Source organism: Streptomyces sp. LS-MS-L19 (assembly GCF_058382285.1).
The window spans coordinates 6124746-6142439 of sequence record NZ_JBYCLL010000001.1 but is presented as its reverse complement, the minus strand read 5'-3'; the positions used below and the strand labels follow the sequence as shown (position 1 = coordinate 6142439).

The following is a 17694-nucleotide window of genomic DNA, read 5'->3' as shown; positions in this document are numbered from 1 at the left end:
CACGTACTCGACGGACTCCAAGGGGAAGACGCTCACTTGATGTCGGACCGCAGCCTGCGACTCCTCACGCTCCCCCAGCAGTCGGTGCAGGGAGGGGAGCGCAGCGGCATGCTGCTGCGGGAGCAGCCCGCGTCGCCGCCGGACGCCCCTTCCTCCGGCAAGTCCTCCGGCAACTCCTCAGGCACGTCTTCCGGCAGGAAGAACGGCGAGGGGCAGGGCGGTGCGGCCGAGGAGGACAACCCGTTCGCCCCGCCACCGGAGGGCTCCCCGGACCGCCCGTGGCAGCCCCGCCGCCCGGAGGGCTCGGAGGGTTCGGAGGGTTCCCAGGGCGGGCAGGGCGATGGCGGTGGCGGCTACACCCCGTGGGGCAGCCAGTGGAGCGACCGCCAGCCGGGCCGCTCCGACGGCGGCTTCGGGCAGCGCCCGGGCGTGAACCCCGGCCCCGGCCAGGAAGGTCAGGGCAACACCGGATCCGGCCCGCGCTGGGACCCGACGGACCCGGCCCAGCGCCGCGCCCGCTACGCGCTGCTCTCCGGGATGTGGGCCTTCTTCTTCGTCCTCTTCGGCTGGCAGCCCGTGGGCCTGCTGCTGGGCGCCCTGGCCATGAACTGGGGCATCAGCGCCCTGCGCGCCAAGCCCCGCACCCCGGACCCGAACACCCCGGCCCCGCCCCAGTCCGCGCGCCCCCAGACCACGGCGGCGGTGACCGGCCTGGTCACCGCTTCCCTGGCCATCGCCTTCGTTGCGGCGAGCTTCACCCTGAGACTCGTCTACGACGACTACTACACCTGCGCCAACGACGCCCTCACCAACCAGGCCCAGCAGTCCTGCGCGAAGCTGCTCCCGGAGAAACTCCGGGGCCCGATGGGCGCCGAGGACTGAGGTCAGTCGGCTGCGCGGTCGGGCTTCTCGGGCTCCTCCAGGGGCGCGGACGCCTCCTTCAGCGCGGCCCAGCGGGACTCGCGTGACGCGTCCTCGTACCAGGGGGCGGACTCGGGGAAGGGGCTCGCCGAGGGCTCGAGGGGGAGCACGGCGTAGGGCTCGTAGGTGTCGTCCTGGTCGGTGGGGGCGTAGGCGTCTTCTTCGAGGGGGCCGGCGTCCGTGTGTTCCCGGGCGGGGGCGTCCTCCTGGCCGGGGCCGCCGAGGGTGTGGTCAGGGGCGCCGCTCGGCACCACCACCCGGGCGGCCTGCGTGTCGCTGGGCTTCACCGGGCCACTCCCAGGTGCGGCTCCAGGCGTCGTCGTGGTCCCGTCCGCCGCTTTCCGCCAGGTCAACAGCCCTCGCACCCACGCCCGCGCTCCACCGCGCGTGCGTCCCCGCCAGCCCCCCACCCCCAACGCCACCGGCACTCCTACGCCCGCGATCCACACCGCCACCGCGCCGCCCACCTGCCACCACACCGGGCCGAAGCCGGCCAGCGTCCCCACGCCCAGCGGGCCGCCGGCCAGCACGGCGAGCCCGGCGAGCGCCACCGCGCACAGCGCCGCGGCCCAGCACACCGCCCCCGCGGTCCGTCCACGCGACCAGTCGGCGTCCGCGGCCCGCCCCACGAACCAGCCCACCACCACCCCGGCCACCACCGGCACCCCCGCCACCACCCAGTGCACGGTTCCCCCGGCCCCCGCCTCCGGCACGGCCGCCAGCAGCGGGAACGGCGGCAGCAGCGGCGCGGGATCCGACGACAGCGGCGCCACCACATGCCCCGCGCCCAGCACGAACCCGGGCCCGGTGGCGTACCCGACCGCCCACACCGCCGCGTTGGGCACCAGCGCCAGACAGAGCAGCAGGACGGCGAACCGCCCCGACCACCCCTCCGTCAGCTGGAGGAACGATCCCCGGGTGGCCTCGCCGTGCACCACCAGAGACACCCCCAGCACCGCCGCACCGCCCCCTACGAGCACGGCGACCCCGGCCCCCGCGGCCCGGGCCGCCACACCGAGCCGTGCCCGCGCCTCCGCCCCGAGCACCAGTCGCCGCAACCCCGCGGGCAGCAGCACCAGGACGCCGTCCAGCGCGTCGCCGGGGCGGCCGTACGCCGTCCACACCCCCGCCCCGGCCGCCACCGTGGCGACGACCGGCAGGCACCCGCAGACCCACGCCCAGGACGGCCGCAGCACCCCGCCGGACGCGTACAGCGCGGCGGCCGCGCCGACGGCGAGGTACCCGAGCACGACCCCCGCCCACGCCGTCCGCCCGGACGCCGGCGGGGGCGCCTCGTCCCCCGAGGCCACGTCCCGCGCGGCCCGGTGCACCAGCCACAACGGCAGCGCGAGCAGCAGCAACGGGGTCACACCGACCGGGGCCGGCACGCCGGAGAGCGTGTCCGTGCGGACCAGTTCGGCACCGTGGGCCAGCAGCCACAGCGCCGCGGCCACGTGCAGCGCGCCACCGGGACCGCTGTCGGGATACGGCGAGCTGATCCACAGCACCGTCACGAGCACGGCGAACGACCCGAGCCCTAGGCCGGCGGCCACCGCGCCACCCAGGAGGCTGGCGGCCAAGCCGGGCGTCCGGTCGCGCAACCGGGTGAACAGGGGCGACAACGAGGTACGGCGAGCAGTCATCTCGATCACGCCCGCCATGCTCCCAACGACACGCGCTTATCCGTCGTAACAAGCGAACCACCGAAGTGTCGATCAATATACGACTATGTACTTTTTCGTACGAAGGGGTGCCCTGTGACGGCGGAATTGTCGGCCGGGCCACCGAAGGAGCCGGAGCCCGCGCCCGAGGTGACGGATCATCAGCCGCAGCCCGAACCGGGGCCCTCGGCGGTTTCCCTGACACCCGCTCAGGCCTTCGACGCGCTGTACGCCTTCTGCGCCCCCGCACTCGTCCGGCAGGCCTATCTGCTCACCGGCCGCCGCGAACTCGCCCGCGAGTCGGTCGAACGGGCCTTCCAACTCGCCTGGCAGCGCTGGCCCGAGGTGGCGGTGGACCGCGACCCGGCGGGCTGGGTACGGGCCATGACGTACGAGTACGCCCTCTCCCCCTGGCACCGGTTCCGCCCTCGCTACCGGAACCCCGAGCCGCCGGCCGCCGACCCGTCCGACCGCGCGCTGATGGCCGTACTCCTCAAGCTCCCGCCGTCGCAGCGACGCTGCCTCCTGCTGTACGACGGTCTCGGCCTCGACCTTCCGGAGACGGCGGCGGAGACGGAGGCGAGCACGCCGACGACCGCGAACCGGCTGATGAACGCGCGCGCGGCGATCGCGGCCACGCATCCCGACCTGACCGACCCGTCGACCCTGCACGAGCGCCTGGCCTCGCTGGCCTCCCACGAGCGGCTCCGTGCGGCGACGCCGCCTGCCGTGCGCAACGGCAGCGAGCGGCGGGCCCGCTTCTGGACCCGGGCGGCGATCGCGTTCACGGTGGCACTGATCGGCACGACGGCACTCACGGTCCGCACGGCACCGACCCACTACGAACCGCCGATCGCGCCGGGCGCGGAGATCCAGGGGGTGCCGGCGCGGGTGGGGCAGGGGGCGTTGTCGGAGTCGGAGGTGTCGCTGCGGAGGAAGCTGCGCTCGTCCATGGGGAACGGCCCGGAGAAGGTGGTGCCACTTGCTCGTTAGGGCCGGCTGGGGGCCGGTGGGGGCTGGTCGCGCAGTTCCCCGCGCCCCTTGAAAAGTGGGTCCACTTGAAGTCTTTTAGGGGCGCGGGGAACTGCGCGATCAGCCACGACGCACCCGCAGCCGCCTGACAACCGGACCCGGCACCCCATGACGCGTCGATGGGCCCGCCCCAAGTCACGGAGCGAGCCCATCGACGTTCAGCTGGGTGCCGTTCAGCCGGCGAGGATCTCCCGCGCCAGCTTCGCCGTCTCGGTCGGCGTCTTGCCGACCTTGACGCCGGCGGCCTCGAGGGCCTCCTTCTTCGCGGCGGCCGTGCCGGAGGAGCCGGAGACGATGGCGCCGGCGTGGCCCATGGTCTTGCCCTCGGGCGCGGTGAAGCCCGCGACGTAACCGACGACCGGCTTGGTCACGTTCTCCTTGATGAACGCGGCCGCGCGCTCCTCGGCGTCGCCACCGATCTCACCGATCATGACGATCAGGTCGGTGTCGGGGTCCGCCTCGAAAGCGGCCAGCGCGTCGATGTGGGTGGTGCCGATGACCGGGTCACCACCGATGCCGACGGCCGACGAGAAGCCGATGTCCCGCAGCTCGTACATCATCTGGTACGTCAGCGTGCCGGACTTCGAGACCAGGCCGATGCGGCCCGGCTTGGTGATGTCGCCCGGGATGATGCCGGCGTTCGACTGGCCCGGGGTGATGAGACCGGGGCAGTTCGGGCCGATGATCCGGGTCTTGTTGCCCTTGGACACGGCGTACGCGTAGAACGCGGCGGAGTCGTGGACCGCGATGCCCTCGGTGATGACGACCGCGAGCGGGATCTCGGCGTCGATGGCCTCGATCACGGCGGCCTTGGCGAAGGCCGGCGGTACGAAGAGGACGGACACGTTCGCGCCCGTCTTCTCGATCGCCTCGGCGACCGTGCCGAAGACCGGGATCTCGGTGCCGTCGATGTCGACCGACGTGCCCGCCTTGCGGGGGTTCACGCCACCGACGATGTTCGTGCCGTCGGCCAGCATGAGCTTGGTGTGCTTCATGCCCGTGGCACCGGTCATGCCCTGGACGATGACCTTGGAGTCCTTGTCGAGGAAGATAGCCATGGCTTGTCTGTCCCTCTTCCCTTACTTCGCAGCCGCGAGCTCGGCGGCCTTGTCGGCCGCGCCGTCCATGGTGTCCACGCGCTGGACCAGCGGGTGGTTGGCGTCGGAGAGGATCTTGCGACCCAGCTCGGCGTTGTTGCCGTCGAGGCGGACGACGAGGGGCTTGGTGACTTCCTCGCCCTTGTCCGCGAGCAGCTGCAGCGCCTGCACGATGCCGTTGGCGACCTCGTCGCACGCGGTGATGCCGCCGAAGACGTTGACGAAGACCGACTTGACGTCGGGGTCGCCCAGGATGATCTCCAGGCCGTTCGCCATGACGGCGGCGGAGGCGCCACCGCCGATGTCGAGGAAGTTGGCGGGCTTGACGCCACCGTGCGCCTCACCGGCGTACGCGACGACGTCCAGGGTGCTCATGACGAGACCCGCGCCGTTGCCGATGATGCCGACCTCGCCGTCGAGCTTGACGTAGTTGAGGTTCTTGGCCTTGGCGGCGGCCTCGAGCGGGTTGGCCGCGTCCTTGTCCTGGAGGGCCTCGTGTCCCGGCTGACGGAACTCGGCGTTCTCGTCGAGGGAGACCTTGCCGTCCAGGGCGATGACGTCACCGGAGGCGACCTTGGCCAGCGGGTTGACCTCGACGAGGAGGGCGTCCTCCTCGATGAAGGTCTTCCACAGGGTGACCAGGACGTTCTCGACCTTGTCGGCGACCTCGGCCGGGAAGTTCGCGGCCTCGACGATCTGGCGGGCGACCTCGGGGGTCACACCGACGTTGGCGTCGATCGGCGTCTTGGCGACGGCCTCGGGGCGGGTCTCCGCCACCTCCTCGATCTCCATGCCGCCCTCGACGGAGGCGATGGAGAGGAAGGTGCGGTTGGCACGGTCCAGGAGGAAGGAGACGTAGTACTCCTCCACGATCTCCGGGGCCGTCTCGGCGATCATCACCTTGTGGACCGTGTGGCCCTTGATGTCCATGCCGAGGATGTTGGTGGCGTGCTCCACGGCCTCGTCGGCGGAGGCGGCGAGCTTGACGCCACCCGCCTTGCCACGGCCGCCGACCTTCACCTGGGCCTTGACGACGGACTTGCCACCGAGGCGCTCGGTGGCTGCGCGGGCCGCCTCAGGCGTGTCGATGACTTCACCGGCCAGCACCGGTACATCGTGCTTGGCGAAGAGGTCCCTCGCCTGGTACTCGAACAGGTCCACGCGCTTCCGTCCCTATCAGTGATCTCGCGGTTCGTTGTCTGCGTGGGCGTGCCGCGAGGGCAACGTGACGTCCGACCGCTGTCTGTGTCACAAGGGAGGCGCACACGGTGTCCGAGCGCGCGGCATGTCCGTCTCGCAGGTTATCGCCGCTTGCGGAGCGGCTCTAAATCGAGGGTCACACCTGAGCGGTGATACCTGTCACATGATGCCGCGCTCACTGGCACGGCGTGCCGCACGTGAGGACGGGAGGCGGGGCCTCACCGGGGTGGGGTTGCCCCGGTGAGGCCCCTTGTACGGCCCCGAAGGGGGCCGGGAGCGGCTGATCCCCACCCCAACGGGGACCGGTCCGCACCCTCCGAACGGCTCCGGACGAACAAACCGATGGCTTTCGGCCGTCCGGGGTCCGTCACCGCACGGAGTCGTTCGAATCACCGCGAGCGGGTCGCGGTGGTGGGAGGGGAGTCAGCCTTCGCCCTGGGCGTTCTGACCACCGGCTCCGGAGCCCCCATCTCGGCCGGCCCCGTCCCCGCGGCCACCCGCGGCAGCGCGCCCGCGCGGAGCTCCTCCGCGTCGGTGACTCCGGCGGCTGTGACGTGGGCACGGCGGGTGTTCTTGTTCATGAGTGCGTCGGATCCCTGGATCTTGGGGGCCTCGAGAGGCAGGGGGACATCCGGAGCCGCTGGGCTCCTGGGGATCCGTCCGGAGTCGGAGAGGCGTCGTCCGAACGGCTGGGGCAGACCTGTTCCGCCCCGCGCGCCAGATCAGCGCCGGGGAGGAGGAGGTCCGGACCTAGCCGGGGAAGACGGGGATGTCCCGGTGCCTGTCCCGGGTCCCGGCCGCGTCGACGTCCGCGGCGGCACCGGGCACGAGCCACAGCGGCGCCCGGTGGTCGAGGGTGATGGCATGTGCGTCGCCGTGTCGCGGCGAACCGTTGTCCATCGCCGGCTTGCCGCCCAGGGCACCGCCCTGGCCGTCGGCGGGCGCCGGGTGCGCGGGCGTGTGCATGGTGGAGGCGGTACGGTGCGCGGAGGCGCGGTGGGCGGAGCCGAGGACGGCGGTCTCGGTCACGGTGCCGCTACCGGTGAACCGCGGCCCGTACGCGACCCCGCCGCGCACGGAGCCCTCGTCATCGGCCGGCTTGGCCACCGCGTGGTCGCCGGGTCCGGGCTGCGGCGCCGAGGTGACCGGCGCGGGCGCGGGCAGGGTCTGCACCGGCACCTCGGGCAGGCCCGGCACCGACGGAAGATCCGGTGCCTGGGGGAGCGTCGGCCACGAAGGGGACTCCGGGAACGACGGCAGCGTCGGCAACTCCGGCAGGTCCTGCACCGGAGGTATCCCGACCGTCTCGGTCAGTCCCGTCGTCACCGTCTCGACCAGATCACCGACCGGCCGCACGATCCCGTCACTCACGGTCGCCACGACATCCTGGGTCACCGGAAGGAGAACCTTGTCGTGGTCGACGGGGGCAACCGGCTTGAGCGGCCCGCCCTTTGGCGTTCCGGAGCCCGTAACCGTGGTCGTTTCCGGGCGCTGTTCCCTGGCCGTTTCCGTGCCCGTGCCCAGAGCTCTCGGCTCGATCGGCGGTTTCACCAGCTGCACGGGTGCCTTGACCGGCAACAACCCGGCACCCTCCGCCGCGTGGGCCTGCTCGCCGCAGAGGAACCCCAGCACGAACAACCCGCCCACCAGCAGCCCCACTTGCAGCACACGTCGCCCCAACGCCCCGCGCAGCCCGCGCACGGCGACACCGGGAAACGCTGCTGACCAGGTCAAGGGGGAGCGAGACCTTCCGTGCGACGGAACAAGGCGAAACGGCATGGAAGCGGAGACGGAAACGGACGGGAAGGGTGAAGACTGTGGAGAGACCGATCCTTGCACGGGGCGCCCGAGGTTGCGCAAGCCCCCTGTTACCGATGCGTAGTCATGTCCGTTTTGCTGGCCGAAGCCGCAGGTCACCGGGTCGACAAATCACCAACCCGCGCCCCGGGTTCACGCACCGGTTCAGGCCGTGTCCGGTATCGGAAGGGGCCGCTTCTCGATGGCCGCCGCCATCACCTCCGGGAACAGGTCGGGCGTGCAGGCGAAGGCCGGTGCGCCCAGCGCGGCGAGCGCGGCCGCGTGCTCCCGGTCGTAGGCCGGCGCCCCCTCGTCGGACAGGGCGAGCAGCGTCACGAACTGCACCCCCGACGCCTTCATCGCCGCGACCCGCTTGAGCATCTCGTCGCGGATGCCGCCCTCGTAGAGGTCGCTGATCAGCACCACCACCGTCTCCGCGGGCCGGGTGATCTGCGACTGGCAGTACGCCAGCGCCCGGTTGATGTCCGTACCGCCGCCCAGCTGCGTACCGAACAGCACGTCCACCGGGTCGTCGAGCTGGTCGGTGAGGTCGACGACCGCCGTGTCGAACACGACGAGCCGTGTGTCGATCGACCGCATCGACGCCAGCACCGCCCCGAACACCGACGCGTAGACGACGGACGCCGCCATCGACCCCGACTGGTCGATGCAGAGGACGACCTCCTTCTTCACCGACCGAGAGGCCCGGCCGTACCCGACGAGCCGCTCCGGCACGATCGTCCGGTACTCCGGCAGGTAGTGCTTGAGGTTGGCCGAGATCGTGCGGTTCCAGTCGATGTCGTGGTGGCGCGGCCGGTTGATCCGCGCGCTGCGGTCCAGGGCGCCGGTGAGCGTGGCACGGGTACGGGTGGCGAGCCGCTTCTCCAGGTCCTCGACGACCTTGCGCACCACGGCCCGTGCCGTCTCCTTCGTCGTCTCCGGCATCGCCTTGTTGAGCGACAGCAGCGTGCCGACGAGGTGCACGTCGGCCTCCACCGCCTCCAGCATCTCCGGCTCGAGCAGCAAGGTGGACAGCCCCAGCCGGTCGATCGCGTCCCGCTGCATGACCTGCACGACGGAAGAGGGGAAGTACGTCCGGATGTCCCCCAGCCAGCGCGCCACGGACGGCGCCGACGCCCCGAGCCCCGCCGAACGCTCCCTCCCCGCCTGCCCCTTCCCGTCTCCCCTGCCGTAGAGCGCAGCCAGAGCCCCGTCCATGGCCGCGTCCCGCCCCCCGAGCACGCACCCGGTCCCGTCAGCCGCGTCCCCACCGAGCACCAACCGCCACCGGCGCAGCCGCTCGTCGACCGGGACGGGATCCGGGGCGTGGCCGAGGCTCAAGGTGGCTGCGGTGTCGGAGGTGGTGGGCGTGGAAGAGCTGTCCGTTGCGCTCGGCTGTCCGTTCGGCTCAATCGTCATCCCTGGACCCCCGTCCGGAAACGGTCCCAGAGCGGGACCACAGTCACGGTCGTCGTCGAACCGTGCCTCGTCCGGGGCGCGGTCCTGTGTGCGGGTACGCCTCCGCGTCCTTCTGCGGCGGCGCCCGTGACGTCGCCCCTCCTCCTTGCCGTCTGCGTCACCTCGGTCAGCATCCCGCCACCCTCGCAAGGTCGTTGTCGTCGATGTTCGTCAAGCCGCCGTCGCTGTCCGCATCGCCGTCGTCGCCGTCCAGGCCGAGCAGCAGCCGCACCACCGGCAGCACCGCCTCCGCCCGCTCTCCGTCGAGCTCCGGTCCGAACCCCGGTATCCCGGAACCGGCTCCCGCCGCACTCCCCCGCTGCCCCGGCCCCCGCCGCACCAACTCGCCCAGCGTCCTGCGCACTCCGGGCTCATACGCCGAGAACGTGCGCCGCAGCAGAGGCAGCACATCGGTGAACGCCTCCGCCGACACCCCGGTCAACCAGGCGTCGACCAGCCCGAGCAGCCGCTCGTCGTGCACCAGGAGCATCCCGCCGCCCGACCCGCCCCCGACGAAACCCTCGATCCACGCGGCCGCGTCCCCCGGCGGCGTCCCCGGCGACAGGACGAGCCCCATGAGCCGCGCCACCTCGTCCTGCGCCAACTCCCCGTCATCCAGCAGCAGCCGCACGGCCCGCCCCCGGATGACACCCGGCACCGTGTCGCGCCGACCGAGCACCTTGAGCACGCCCAGCCAACGCCCCCGCAACCCCCGCTGACCCGGCGCCGACGGGCCCTCCCCTCGTCCCGATACGCCCACCGAAGACGCACTCGCCTCGACGCCCTGCCCCGGGTCCGTCGCCTCCGGGTCCGTCGTCTCGGGGTCCGTCACCTCGCCCAGCAGTCCCACCGCTCCGTGCACCGCGTCCACATGGCGCCGCATCTCCTCGGCCGCCTCCGCGTCCAGCGCGGCGCAGGCCGGCGGCAGGCCGACGAAGACGCGCTCGGCGAGACCCGCGGCCACCTCCGCCAGGGCCCCGGTGCCGGTGCCGCGCACATCGCCGTAGCGGAGGGAGCGGACCAGGGCCGGCAGAGCCTGGGCGAGGTGACCGACGTCCGCGTCCAGCGCGGCGCGGTCGGCGAGGATCTGCATCACCGTGGGCAGGGCGTCCGGGAGTTCGGCCAACAGACAACGCTCGGCGAGCGCGGTGACGTCGGCGAGCCCGGACGCGGAGACGGCGTCCGCCTCCGCCTTGGCCGTCGCCGCGGCGAGCACGGTCGTGCCCCACACCCCGGCCTCGGCGACCCGCACGGCCAACTCCGGCTCCCACCGCAGTCGCCACGTCTCCCGGAACGTGCCGGTGCTCCCCCGCGAGACCGCCGGCTCACCCCAGGCCACGCCCAGCAGCCGCAGCCGGTGCAACAGCCTGCTGCGCTCGGCGTCGTTCTCCTTGCGCAGGTCGAGCTCCAGCTCCCGCTCCAACGCCTCCGGCCTGAGCCGCAGCCGCCGCTGGATCCGGTCCAGGTCACGCTGCAAGGGCACCGCGGGCGCCGCGTGCGGCACCTCCCCCAGCACATCCCCGACCACCAGCCGGTCGTGCACGAGCGCCAGCGGTACGTCCGAGCCGTCGCACATCACCGCCCGCACCGCGTCGGTCGTCTCGCTCAGGCCGGGCAGCGGGCGGCCGCGCATCGCCGCGAGCGTCTCGGCCAGCCGTACGGCCTCGATCACGTGCGCCGACGACACGATCCGGTCCTCGTCCCGCAGCAGTCCCGCCACCTTGGTCAGCCATCGCTCGACGGGTCGGTCCGGCGCGGCGAACAGGTGCCCGTACCAGCCCGGCGAGTCGATCCCCGCGCCGTAGCCGCTGTGCCGCGACAGCCTGCGATGCGTCCACGGCACCCACGTCAGGTCCGCCTTGACCTTCGGGAGTCCCTTCAGCAGCGCCTTGTCGGCGGCGACGGTGCTCCTGCTCCGCAGTGCGGGCACATGCCAGGCCCCGCACACCACGGCCACGTCGTCCCCGAACTCCCGCTGCGCCGCACGCAGCTGGAGCCGCATGTACGCCTCCCGCACGAGGTCCCGGTCGTGTCCCCCGGTCCCGTACGCCTCCCGCAGCACCCCCATCGCCTCTTCCAGCACGGTGAACGGCTCGAACACGTCCCCCCGCCCCGCGCCCCGATGCTCGACGACGTCCTCCCACCACCGCTCGGGATCGTCGTAACCGGCGGCCTCGGCGAGCACGGCGAGCGGATCGACCCGAACGGCGTCGTGAGGGGCGGCCTCGCCGCCTGGAGCGGCCCCCTCCCCGGCAGTGTCGGCGTCGGTACCGGGCGGATCGGCATCCATACCGCCCGTACCCGGCGCCCTGGACCCCGGCATCTCGGACCCTGGCGCCCCGGATCCCGGTGCCTCGGCGCCCGGCGTCTCCGGCACCCCGTCGGCGGGTCCGTCCGGTCCCCCGTCGGCCGGACCCTGGTCCTCCTCGCTCCTCCCCCAGGCCAGCGTGTGCGTGGCGGGCAGGTCGATGAAGCGGGCCGGGACGTCGTGCTCCAGCGCCCAGCGGATCGCCACCCACTCCGGGGAGAACTCGGCGAGCGGCCAGAACGCCGAACGCCCGGGCTCGTCCACGGCATGGGCGAGCAGGGCGACCGGCGGCCGCATGTCCTCCTCGGCGGCCAGCGGGATCAGCGCGTCGGCCTCGGGCGGTCCCTCGATCAGCACCACCCGGGGCAGCGCCGCGTCCAACGCCGCCCGCACGGACCGGGCCGACCCCGGCCCGTGATGCCGCACCCCGAGCAACAACACCCCGGAACCAGCCCCCCGACTCCCCCGCACCCCCTGGCCTCCGCTCGTCTCTCCACTCCCGACCTCACCGACCCCCGTCACGCCGCCCCCCCTTTCCTCCGAGGCCACTTGGAGTCGTCCTCACCGACCATCCAGCCCCCGTCCCGGCCCACGCCGACCATCCGGATCCCACCCCCGCCGCCGTACAGCTCGTCATCGGTCATGCGCTCACCTCGCGGCAGGCGCGGTAGAAGTCCTTCCAGCCGTCCCGTTCGCGGACGACCGCCTCCAGGTACTCCTGCCAGATGACCCGGTCGGCCGCTGGGTCGCGGACGACCGCCCCGAGGATGCCCGCGGCGACGTCGCCGGCCCGCAGGACGCCGTCGCCGAAGTGGGCGGCGAGGGCGAGTCCGTTGGTGACGACCGAGATGGCCTCGGCGGTCGACAGTGTGCCGCTGGGCGACTTGAGCTTGGTGCGGCCGTCGGACGTCACGCCGTCGCGCAGTTCGCGGAAGACCGTCACGACCCGGCGGATCTCGGCGATGCCGTCGGGCGCGGCCGGCAGGTCGAGGGAGCGTCCGATCTGGTCGACGCGGCGCGAGACGATGTCGACCTCGGCCTCGACACTCTCCGGCAGCGGCAGCACGACCGTGTTGAAACGGCGGCGCAGGGCGCTGGAGAGGTCGTTGACCCCGCGGTCGCGGTCGTTGGCCGTGGCGATGAGGTTGAAGCCGCGGACCGCCTGCACCTCCTGGCCCAGCTCCGGTATCGGCAGCGTCTTCTCGGACAGGATGGTGATCAGCGTGTCCTGGACGTCGGCCGGGATACGGGTCAGCTCCTCCACCCGGGCCGTCATCCCCTCGGCCATGGCCCGCATCACCGGGCTGGGCACGAGGGCGTCGCGGCTCGGGCCGTTGGCGAGCAGCTGCGCGTAGTTCCAGCCGTACCGGATCGCCTCCTCCGGGGTGCCCGCCGTGCCCTGCACGAGCAGGGTGGAGTCGCCGCTGACCGCCGCCGCCAGGTGCTCGGAGACCCAGGTCTTCGCGGTGCCGGGCACCCCGAGCAGGAGCAGGGCGCGGTCAGTGGCGAGGGTGGTGACGGCGACCTCGACGAGACGGCGCGGGCCCACGTACTTCGGGGTGATCACCGTGCCGTCGGGCAGGGTGCCGCCGAGCAGGTACGTCGCCACCGCCCACGGCGACAGCTTCCAGCGGGCCGGGCGCGGACGGTCGTCCTGCGCGGCCAGCGCGGCGAGTTCGGCGGCGAAGGCTTCCTCGGCATGCGGCCGCAACGCCTCGGCCGGCTCCCCGCGCTTCGGTTCCACGGACGTCGGTTCAACAGACACAGTCATGGCTGAGGCCCCCTCCAGCTCGGCCGGTTCGGATCTGCCACCAACCGTGCACCACGCCACTGACAATGCGATCCGACCTGCGGAAACGCGCTCACGGGGGTCCGGGCGGCGGTCGGTCGGGGGTCGATTGTCAGTGGGGGGATCTACCTTCGATGGCATGACTCAGCAGGGGGTGCGCTGGACGGCGGATCAGGTGCTGGCACTGGCTCCTGACGCCGCCTCACGCAAAGCGGGCAGCAAACTCGGGGCGGCCGGGCCGTGGTCCGAGGCGGGCAGTTCCGAGGAGGGGACGGTGTGGGGGCTGTGCAAGGGCAGTGGCAGCAAGCCGTATCAGACGGTCATCGACATCGCGGACGCGGCGGGGCCCGCGTACAAGTGCAGTTGCCCGAGCCGCAAGTTCCCGTGCAAGCACGCGCTCGGGCTGCTGCTGCTCTGGGCGGGCGGAGAGGGCGCCGTACCGCCGGGGCCGGCGCCGGACTGGGCGGAGCAGTGGATAGAGGGGAGAAGGCAGCGGGCGCAGGAGAAGCGGGCGGCGGGTGCGGCCGGTGCCGCCGCCGGTTCCGGTGATCCGGAGGGGGCGCGGCGCAGGGCGGAGCGCCGGGCGGTGCGGATCACCGCGGGTGCCACGGAGCTGGAGCAGCGGCTGGCCGACCTGCTGCGCGGCGGTCTGGCGGGGGCGGAGCAGGCGGGTTACGGCCTGTGGGAGGAGACGGCGGCCCGCATGGTCGACGCCCAGGCCCCGGGACTCGCCGCCCGGGTGCGGGAGTTGGGGGCGATCCCGTCGTCCGGTCCCGGCTGGCCGGTGCGGCTGCTGGAGGAGTGCGCCCTCATCCACCTCCTCGACCAGGGCTGGCTGCGCCGCGAGCGGCTGCCGGACGGACTGGCGTCGACGGTGCGTTCCCGGATCGGCCTGCCCGCCTCGCCCGACGGTCCACCGCTCCGGGACCGCTGGCTGGTCCTCGCCCAGTACGACACGGCGGACAGCCGCCTGACGACCCGCCGGATCTGGCTGCACGGCACGGACTCGGGCCGCACCGCGCTGCTCCTCTCCTACGGCGCTGCGGGCCGCGCCCCCGAGTTGGCGCTGCCGGTGGGGCTGGAGCTGGAGGCGGAGGTGTCCGCCTACCCTGGCACGGGGCAGCTGCGCGCGGCTCTCGGCGAGCAGTTCGCGCCGCCCGCGCCCTCGGCGACCCGGCCACCGGGCGTGTCGACCGAACAGGCGGCCGCTCGTTACGGCGAGGCGCTGCGGGACGATCCGTGGCTGGACTCCGTCCCCGTGACCCTGGACCGGGTGATACCGGCACCGGACGGGGACTCCTGGCAACTGGCGGACGCCGACGGCGACTCGGCACTGCCGCTCACGCCCTCCGCCCGTTCCCGCCCCGGCCTGTGGCGCCTGGTCGCCCTCTCGGGCGGCACCCCGGTCAAGGTCTTCGGCGAGTGCGGCCACCGAGGCTTCACCCCCCTGACGGCCTGGCCGGAGGGGACGGGCGAGGCGGTGCAGCTGTGCTGACCGACATGACGCGGCCCCACCGCAACCGACGTGCCTGTACGGCACAGCAGCCCCCGCCTGACGTCCCAGTGCGGCACAGCAGCCCCGCCCGCGACCGGACGGAAGGGACCCGCACGACCACCTTCGCCCCCGCCCCGACCGGACGGAAAGGAACCGTATGAACAAGACCTCCGCGCCCGCCCCGGACGTCTGGGAGGAGCTCGTCACCTCGGCGCTGCTCGGCACCGCGCGCCGTACCCCGCCCGGCGTCGCACCCGGTGCCGACGCACCGGCGGCGTTGCTGGACGCGGCGGCCGTGGAGACCGTACGGCGACGCGCCGGTCTGCGGCCCACGCGCGCGGCGGAGCGCCCGCAGCCCGCGCCCGAGGACCCGCGCCCACCGCTCCCCGCCGCTGCGGACCGCCGGCTCTCGATGCTGCTGGCCGACCGGCCCGGCACGGGCGGCGGGGGTCGCAGGGGTACGGCACCGGATCTGATGGAGCTGCTGCCGCAGTGGCTCTCGACGGCGAACGCCCGTGGTTACGCGGCACCCCCGCACCTGCTGCCCGCCCTGCTGGACGCGGCCCGGGGCCGTACGGACCTGCGCCCGGCGGCCCTGACCTTCGCGGGGCCGCGGGCCACCTGGCTGGCCCGGCTGAACCCGGACTGGCGGTTCGCCCTGCGCGCGGCACCGGGCGGCGGGACGGCACTGCCCCCTCCGGAGGACACCGCGGGGGTGCGACGGCTCTGGGAGGAGGGGTTGTTCGCGGAGCGGGTCGCGCTCCTCTCGGCGATACGGGCCCGGGACGCCGCCGGCGCGCGCGAGTTGCTCGCGACGACATGGGCGACCGAGCGCGCCGAGGACCGGCTGATGTTCCTCGACTCGCTGCGCACGGGCCTGAGCGCGGACGACGAGCCTTTCCTGGAGCAGGCGCTCGCCGACCGGAGCCGCAATGTGCGAGCTACGGCTGCGGAGTTGCTGTCGGCACTGCCGGGTTCGGCGCTGGCGGCCCGGATGGCGGTCAGAGCCGGGGCGTGCCTGGCCGTCGACCGCACCGAGGCCACGCCGACGATCGTCGTCGAGGCGCCGCACGAGTGCGACCCGGGTATGGAGCGCGACGGCGTCGTGGTGAAGGCACCCTCGGGGCGGGGTGAACGGTCCTGGTGGTTCGGGCAGTTGGTGGAGGCGGCGCCACTGGGGGTGTGGCCGGACCGGCTGGGCGGGCGCACACCCGAAAAGATCGTGGCGCTGCCGGTGGCGGACGACTGGCGGAACGACCTGCACGCGGCGTGGTGCCGGGCCGCCGTACGGCAGCGGGACGCCCGCTGGGCCCGCGCACTGCTCGGAGTACCGGCCGCGCCGGAGGCCGGGGGGCCGGGGGCGGTGTCGCTGGCCGAACGGGCGAAGCTGCTGGGCACGCTGGGGGCGGAGGAGCGGGCCGAGTGGGTGGCGGGTTTCATCGCGACGCACGGACTGTCCGAGGCGTTCCAGCTGCTCGGGGTGTGCGCGGTGCCGTGGGCCGCGCCGCTGGGGCGGGCGGTGGTCGACGCGCTCAACATCGCCCGGGACGCGGGGAGTTACCCGTGGAGCTTCAGCGGGGTGATGGGGCTGGCGGAACGCTGTCTCGATCCCGGCGAGGCAGGGCGACTGGAGGGCCTGATGGCGGTGCCGGACGAGGGCGAGGACGCGAGCCCGGGAGCGGGGGGCTACTGGGCGGAGGCGTTCCAGCGACTGGTGACGACGTTGCGACTGCGGGGCGCGATGACGGAAGAGCTGGGCGCCGCCTAGCGTGGAGTCACGTCATGCGGCCCGGCGAGTACGCAACGCTCACGCCCGCCGCTGGGCCCGCGTGACGGCACCCACCCAAGACGTGACTCCCGCGTGACGCCACCCACCCAGGGGCGCGGGGAACTGCGCGACCAACCCCCACCGGCCCGCACCCGACATCCCACCGCAAGGCTTCCTACAGCCTCGCGACCTACACCTACGGCCTACGCCCCCGCAGACTGCCCAACATTCTCCCGCACCCAGTCCACGATCGCCTGTGTCGTCGCCCCCGGCGTGAAGATCTCCGCGACGCCCTTCTCCTTCAGCGCCGGGATGTCCGCCTCGGGGATGATGCCGCCGCCGAAGACGAGGATGTCCGCCGCGTCCCGTTCCTTCAGCAGGTCGATCACCGCCGCGAAGAGCGTGTTGTGGGCGCCGGAGAGGATGGAGAGGCCGATCGCGTCGGCGTCCTCCTGGATCGCGGTGCCGACGATCTGCTCGGGGGTCTGGTGGAGGCCCGTGTAGATGACCTCCATGCCCGCGTCGCGCAGCGCCCTCGCGATCACCTTGGCTCCGCGATCATGGCCGTCGAGCCCCGGCTTGGCCACCACCACGCGGATCGGACCGGCTGCCACACCCATCACTGCCTCCATGAAGCGACTGCGTCCATTCCTGATCCATTCCTACCGACTAGTACCGCACAGACCGGGAATGTGAACGAACGTTATCGCCGCCATACCGCCACCGGCAGTTTCGCGATGGTCACCGAGGGGGAAATCACATGGTGGGACACGTTCGGGAGCCGCAACGAGGTCGTCGCACCGCCGCGCCGCAGGCCGCGCGCCACGGCGGTGCGACGCACCGGCGACGGCACGAAGGGCACGCAGGACAGGTAAGGCACGACAACGGGGAGCCTCGTCGCCACACCGACAGGAGCACCCCTGACGTCACCGGCGCACCACCGGCACCACCCGCACGACACACATCACCTGCACGAAAATCACCACCCACACGACAGGCACCACCCACACCGCAAACCCCCTCGGCACCGCCGGCACCACCTCCGGCGACCCAGGAACCCCGCGCCGCACGCCCCACCCACCCCACGCGCCCCACTCGTGCACCGTCGACGTCGACGACGACCTTCGCCGCGACTGCCCACGAGCGCACACGGGGGACGGAGCCGTCC

At 73.1% G+C, this 17694-nt stretch carries 14 protein-coding genes; 4 read left to right on the top strand and 10 right to left on the bottom strand.

All coding sequences use genetic code 11. The features are described from left to right. Positions 1-39 precede the first annotated feature (39 nt). Positions 40-882 carry a hypothetical protein gene (locus AC2XR2_RS27505; RefSeq protein WP_491516565.1) on the top strand — a complete coding sequence of 281 codons (843 nt, stop codon included), beginning with the start codon at positions 40-42 and terminating at the stop codon, positions 880-882. A 2-nt stretch (positions 883-884) separates the two neighbouring features. Here AC2XR2_RS27505 and AC2XR2_RS27500 read toward each other — a convergent pair whose 3' ends face one another. Beyond that, positions 885-2582, bottom strand: coding sequence for a cell division protein PerM (locus AC2XR2_RS27500; RefSeq protein WP_491516564.1), 1698 nt, complete (start codon positions 2580-2582; stop codon positions 885-887). Positions 2583-2678: 96 nt separating this feature from the next. Here AC2XR2_RS27500 and AC2XR2_RS27495 point away from each other — a divergent pair, with 96 nt between their 5' ends. Then, on the top strand, positions 2679-3575 hold the full coding sequence (locus tag AC2XR2_RS27495; protein WP_491516563.1) for a sigma factor-like helix-turn-helix DNA-binding protein: 897 nt from the start codon (positions 2679-2681) through the stop codon (positions 3573-3575). Between the two features lie 212 nt (positions 3576-3787). On the opposite strand, the gene sucD is transcribed toward AC2XR2_RS27495, so the two are convergent. The 8 genes from sucD to AC2XR2_RS27455 form a co-directional block, all read right to left on the bottom strand. Then, on the bottom strand, positions 3788-4672 hold the full coding sequence (gene sucD, locus AC2XR2_RS27490; RefSeq protein WP_491516562.1) for a succinate--CoA ligase subunit alpha: 885 nt from the start codon (positions 4670-4672) through the stop codon (positions 3788-3790). A gap of 21 nt (positions 4673-4693) precedes the next feature. Then, the gene (sucC, locus tag AC2XR2_RS27485; RefSeq protein WP_491516561.1) at positions 4694-5872 is read right to left on the bottom strand and encodes an ADP-forming succinate--CoA ligase subunit beta; all 1179 of its coding nucleotides are present in this window, start codon (positions 5870-5872) and stop codon (positions 4694-4696) included. Between the two features lie 428 nt (positions 5873-6300). After that, on the bottom strand, positions 6301-6492 hold the full coding sequence (locus tag AC2XR2_RS27480; protein ID WP_381301599.1) for a hypothetical protein: 192 nt from the start codon (positions 6490-6492) through the stop codon (positions 6301-6303). Between the two features lie 169 nt (positions 6493-6661). Next, positions 6662-7645, bottom strand: coding sequence for a hypothetical protein (locus AC2XR2_RS27475; protein WP_491516560.1), 984 nt, complete (start codon positions 7643-7645; stop codon positions 6662-6664). A gap of 228 nt (positions 7646-7873) precedes the next feature. Continuing rightward, complete coding sequence (locus tag AC2XR2_RS27470; RefSeq protein WP_491516559.1) at positions 7874-9127, bottom strand: VWA domain-containing protein; 1254 nt, start codon at positions 9125-9127, stop codon at positions 7874-7876. Between the two features lie 166 nt (positions 9128-9293). After that, positions 9294-11945, bottom strand: a complete 2652-nt coding sequence (locus tag AC2XR2_RS27465) for a DUF5682 family protein (protein ID WP_491518509.1) — start codon at positions 11943-11945, stop codon at positions 9294-9296. A gap of 47 nt (positions 11946-11992) precedes the next feature. Further along, entirely contained in the window at positions 11993-12118 is a 126-nt protein-coding gene (locus AC2XR2_RS27460; protein ID WP_491516558.1) for a hypothetical protein, read from the bottom strand. Further along, positions 12115-13245 (bottom strand): ATP-binding protein, encoded by a 1131-nt coding sequence (locus AC2XR2_RS27455; RefSeq protein WP_381301588.1) that lies wholly within the window; start codon positions 13243-13245, stop codon positions 12115-12117. The genes AC2XR2_RS27460 and AC2XR2_RS27455 overlap by 4 nt, the downstream gene beginning before the upstream one ends. 157 nt (positions 13246-13402) lie before the next feature. Between AC2XR2_RS27455 and AC2XR2_RS27450 the strand changes: the two genes are divergently transcribed. Both AC2XR2_RS27450 and AC2XR2_RS27445 read left to right on the top strand, forming a co-directional pair. After that, positions 13403-14758, top strand: a complete 1356-nt coding sequence (locus AC2XR2_RS27450) for an SWIM zinc finger family protein (RefSeq protein WP_491516557.1) — start codon at positions 13403-13405, stop codon at positions 14756-14758. A gap of 157 nt (positions 14759-14915) precedes the next feature. Continuing rightward, on the top strand, positions 14916-16526 hold the full coding sequence (locus AC2XR2_RS27445; protein ID WP_491516556.1) for a DUF5691 domain-containing protein: 1611 nt from the start codon (positions 14916-14918) through the stop codon (positions 16524-16526). A 203-nt stretch (positions 16527-16729) separates the two neighbouring features. Here the strand turns inward: AC2XR2_RS27445 and icmB are convergent, their stop codons facing one another. Then, entirely contained in the window at positions 16730-17146 is a 417-nt protein-coding gene (gene icmB / locus AC2XR2_RS27440; RefSeq protein WP_381301581.1) for a coenzyme B12-dependent isobutyryl CoA mutase small subunit, read from the bottom strand. Positions 17147-17694: the final 548 nt, after the last annotated feature.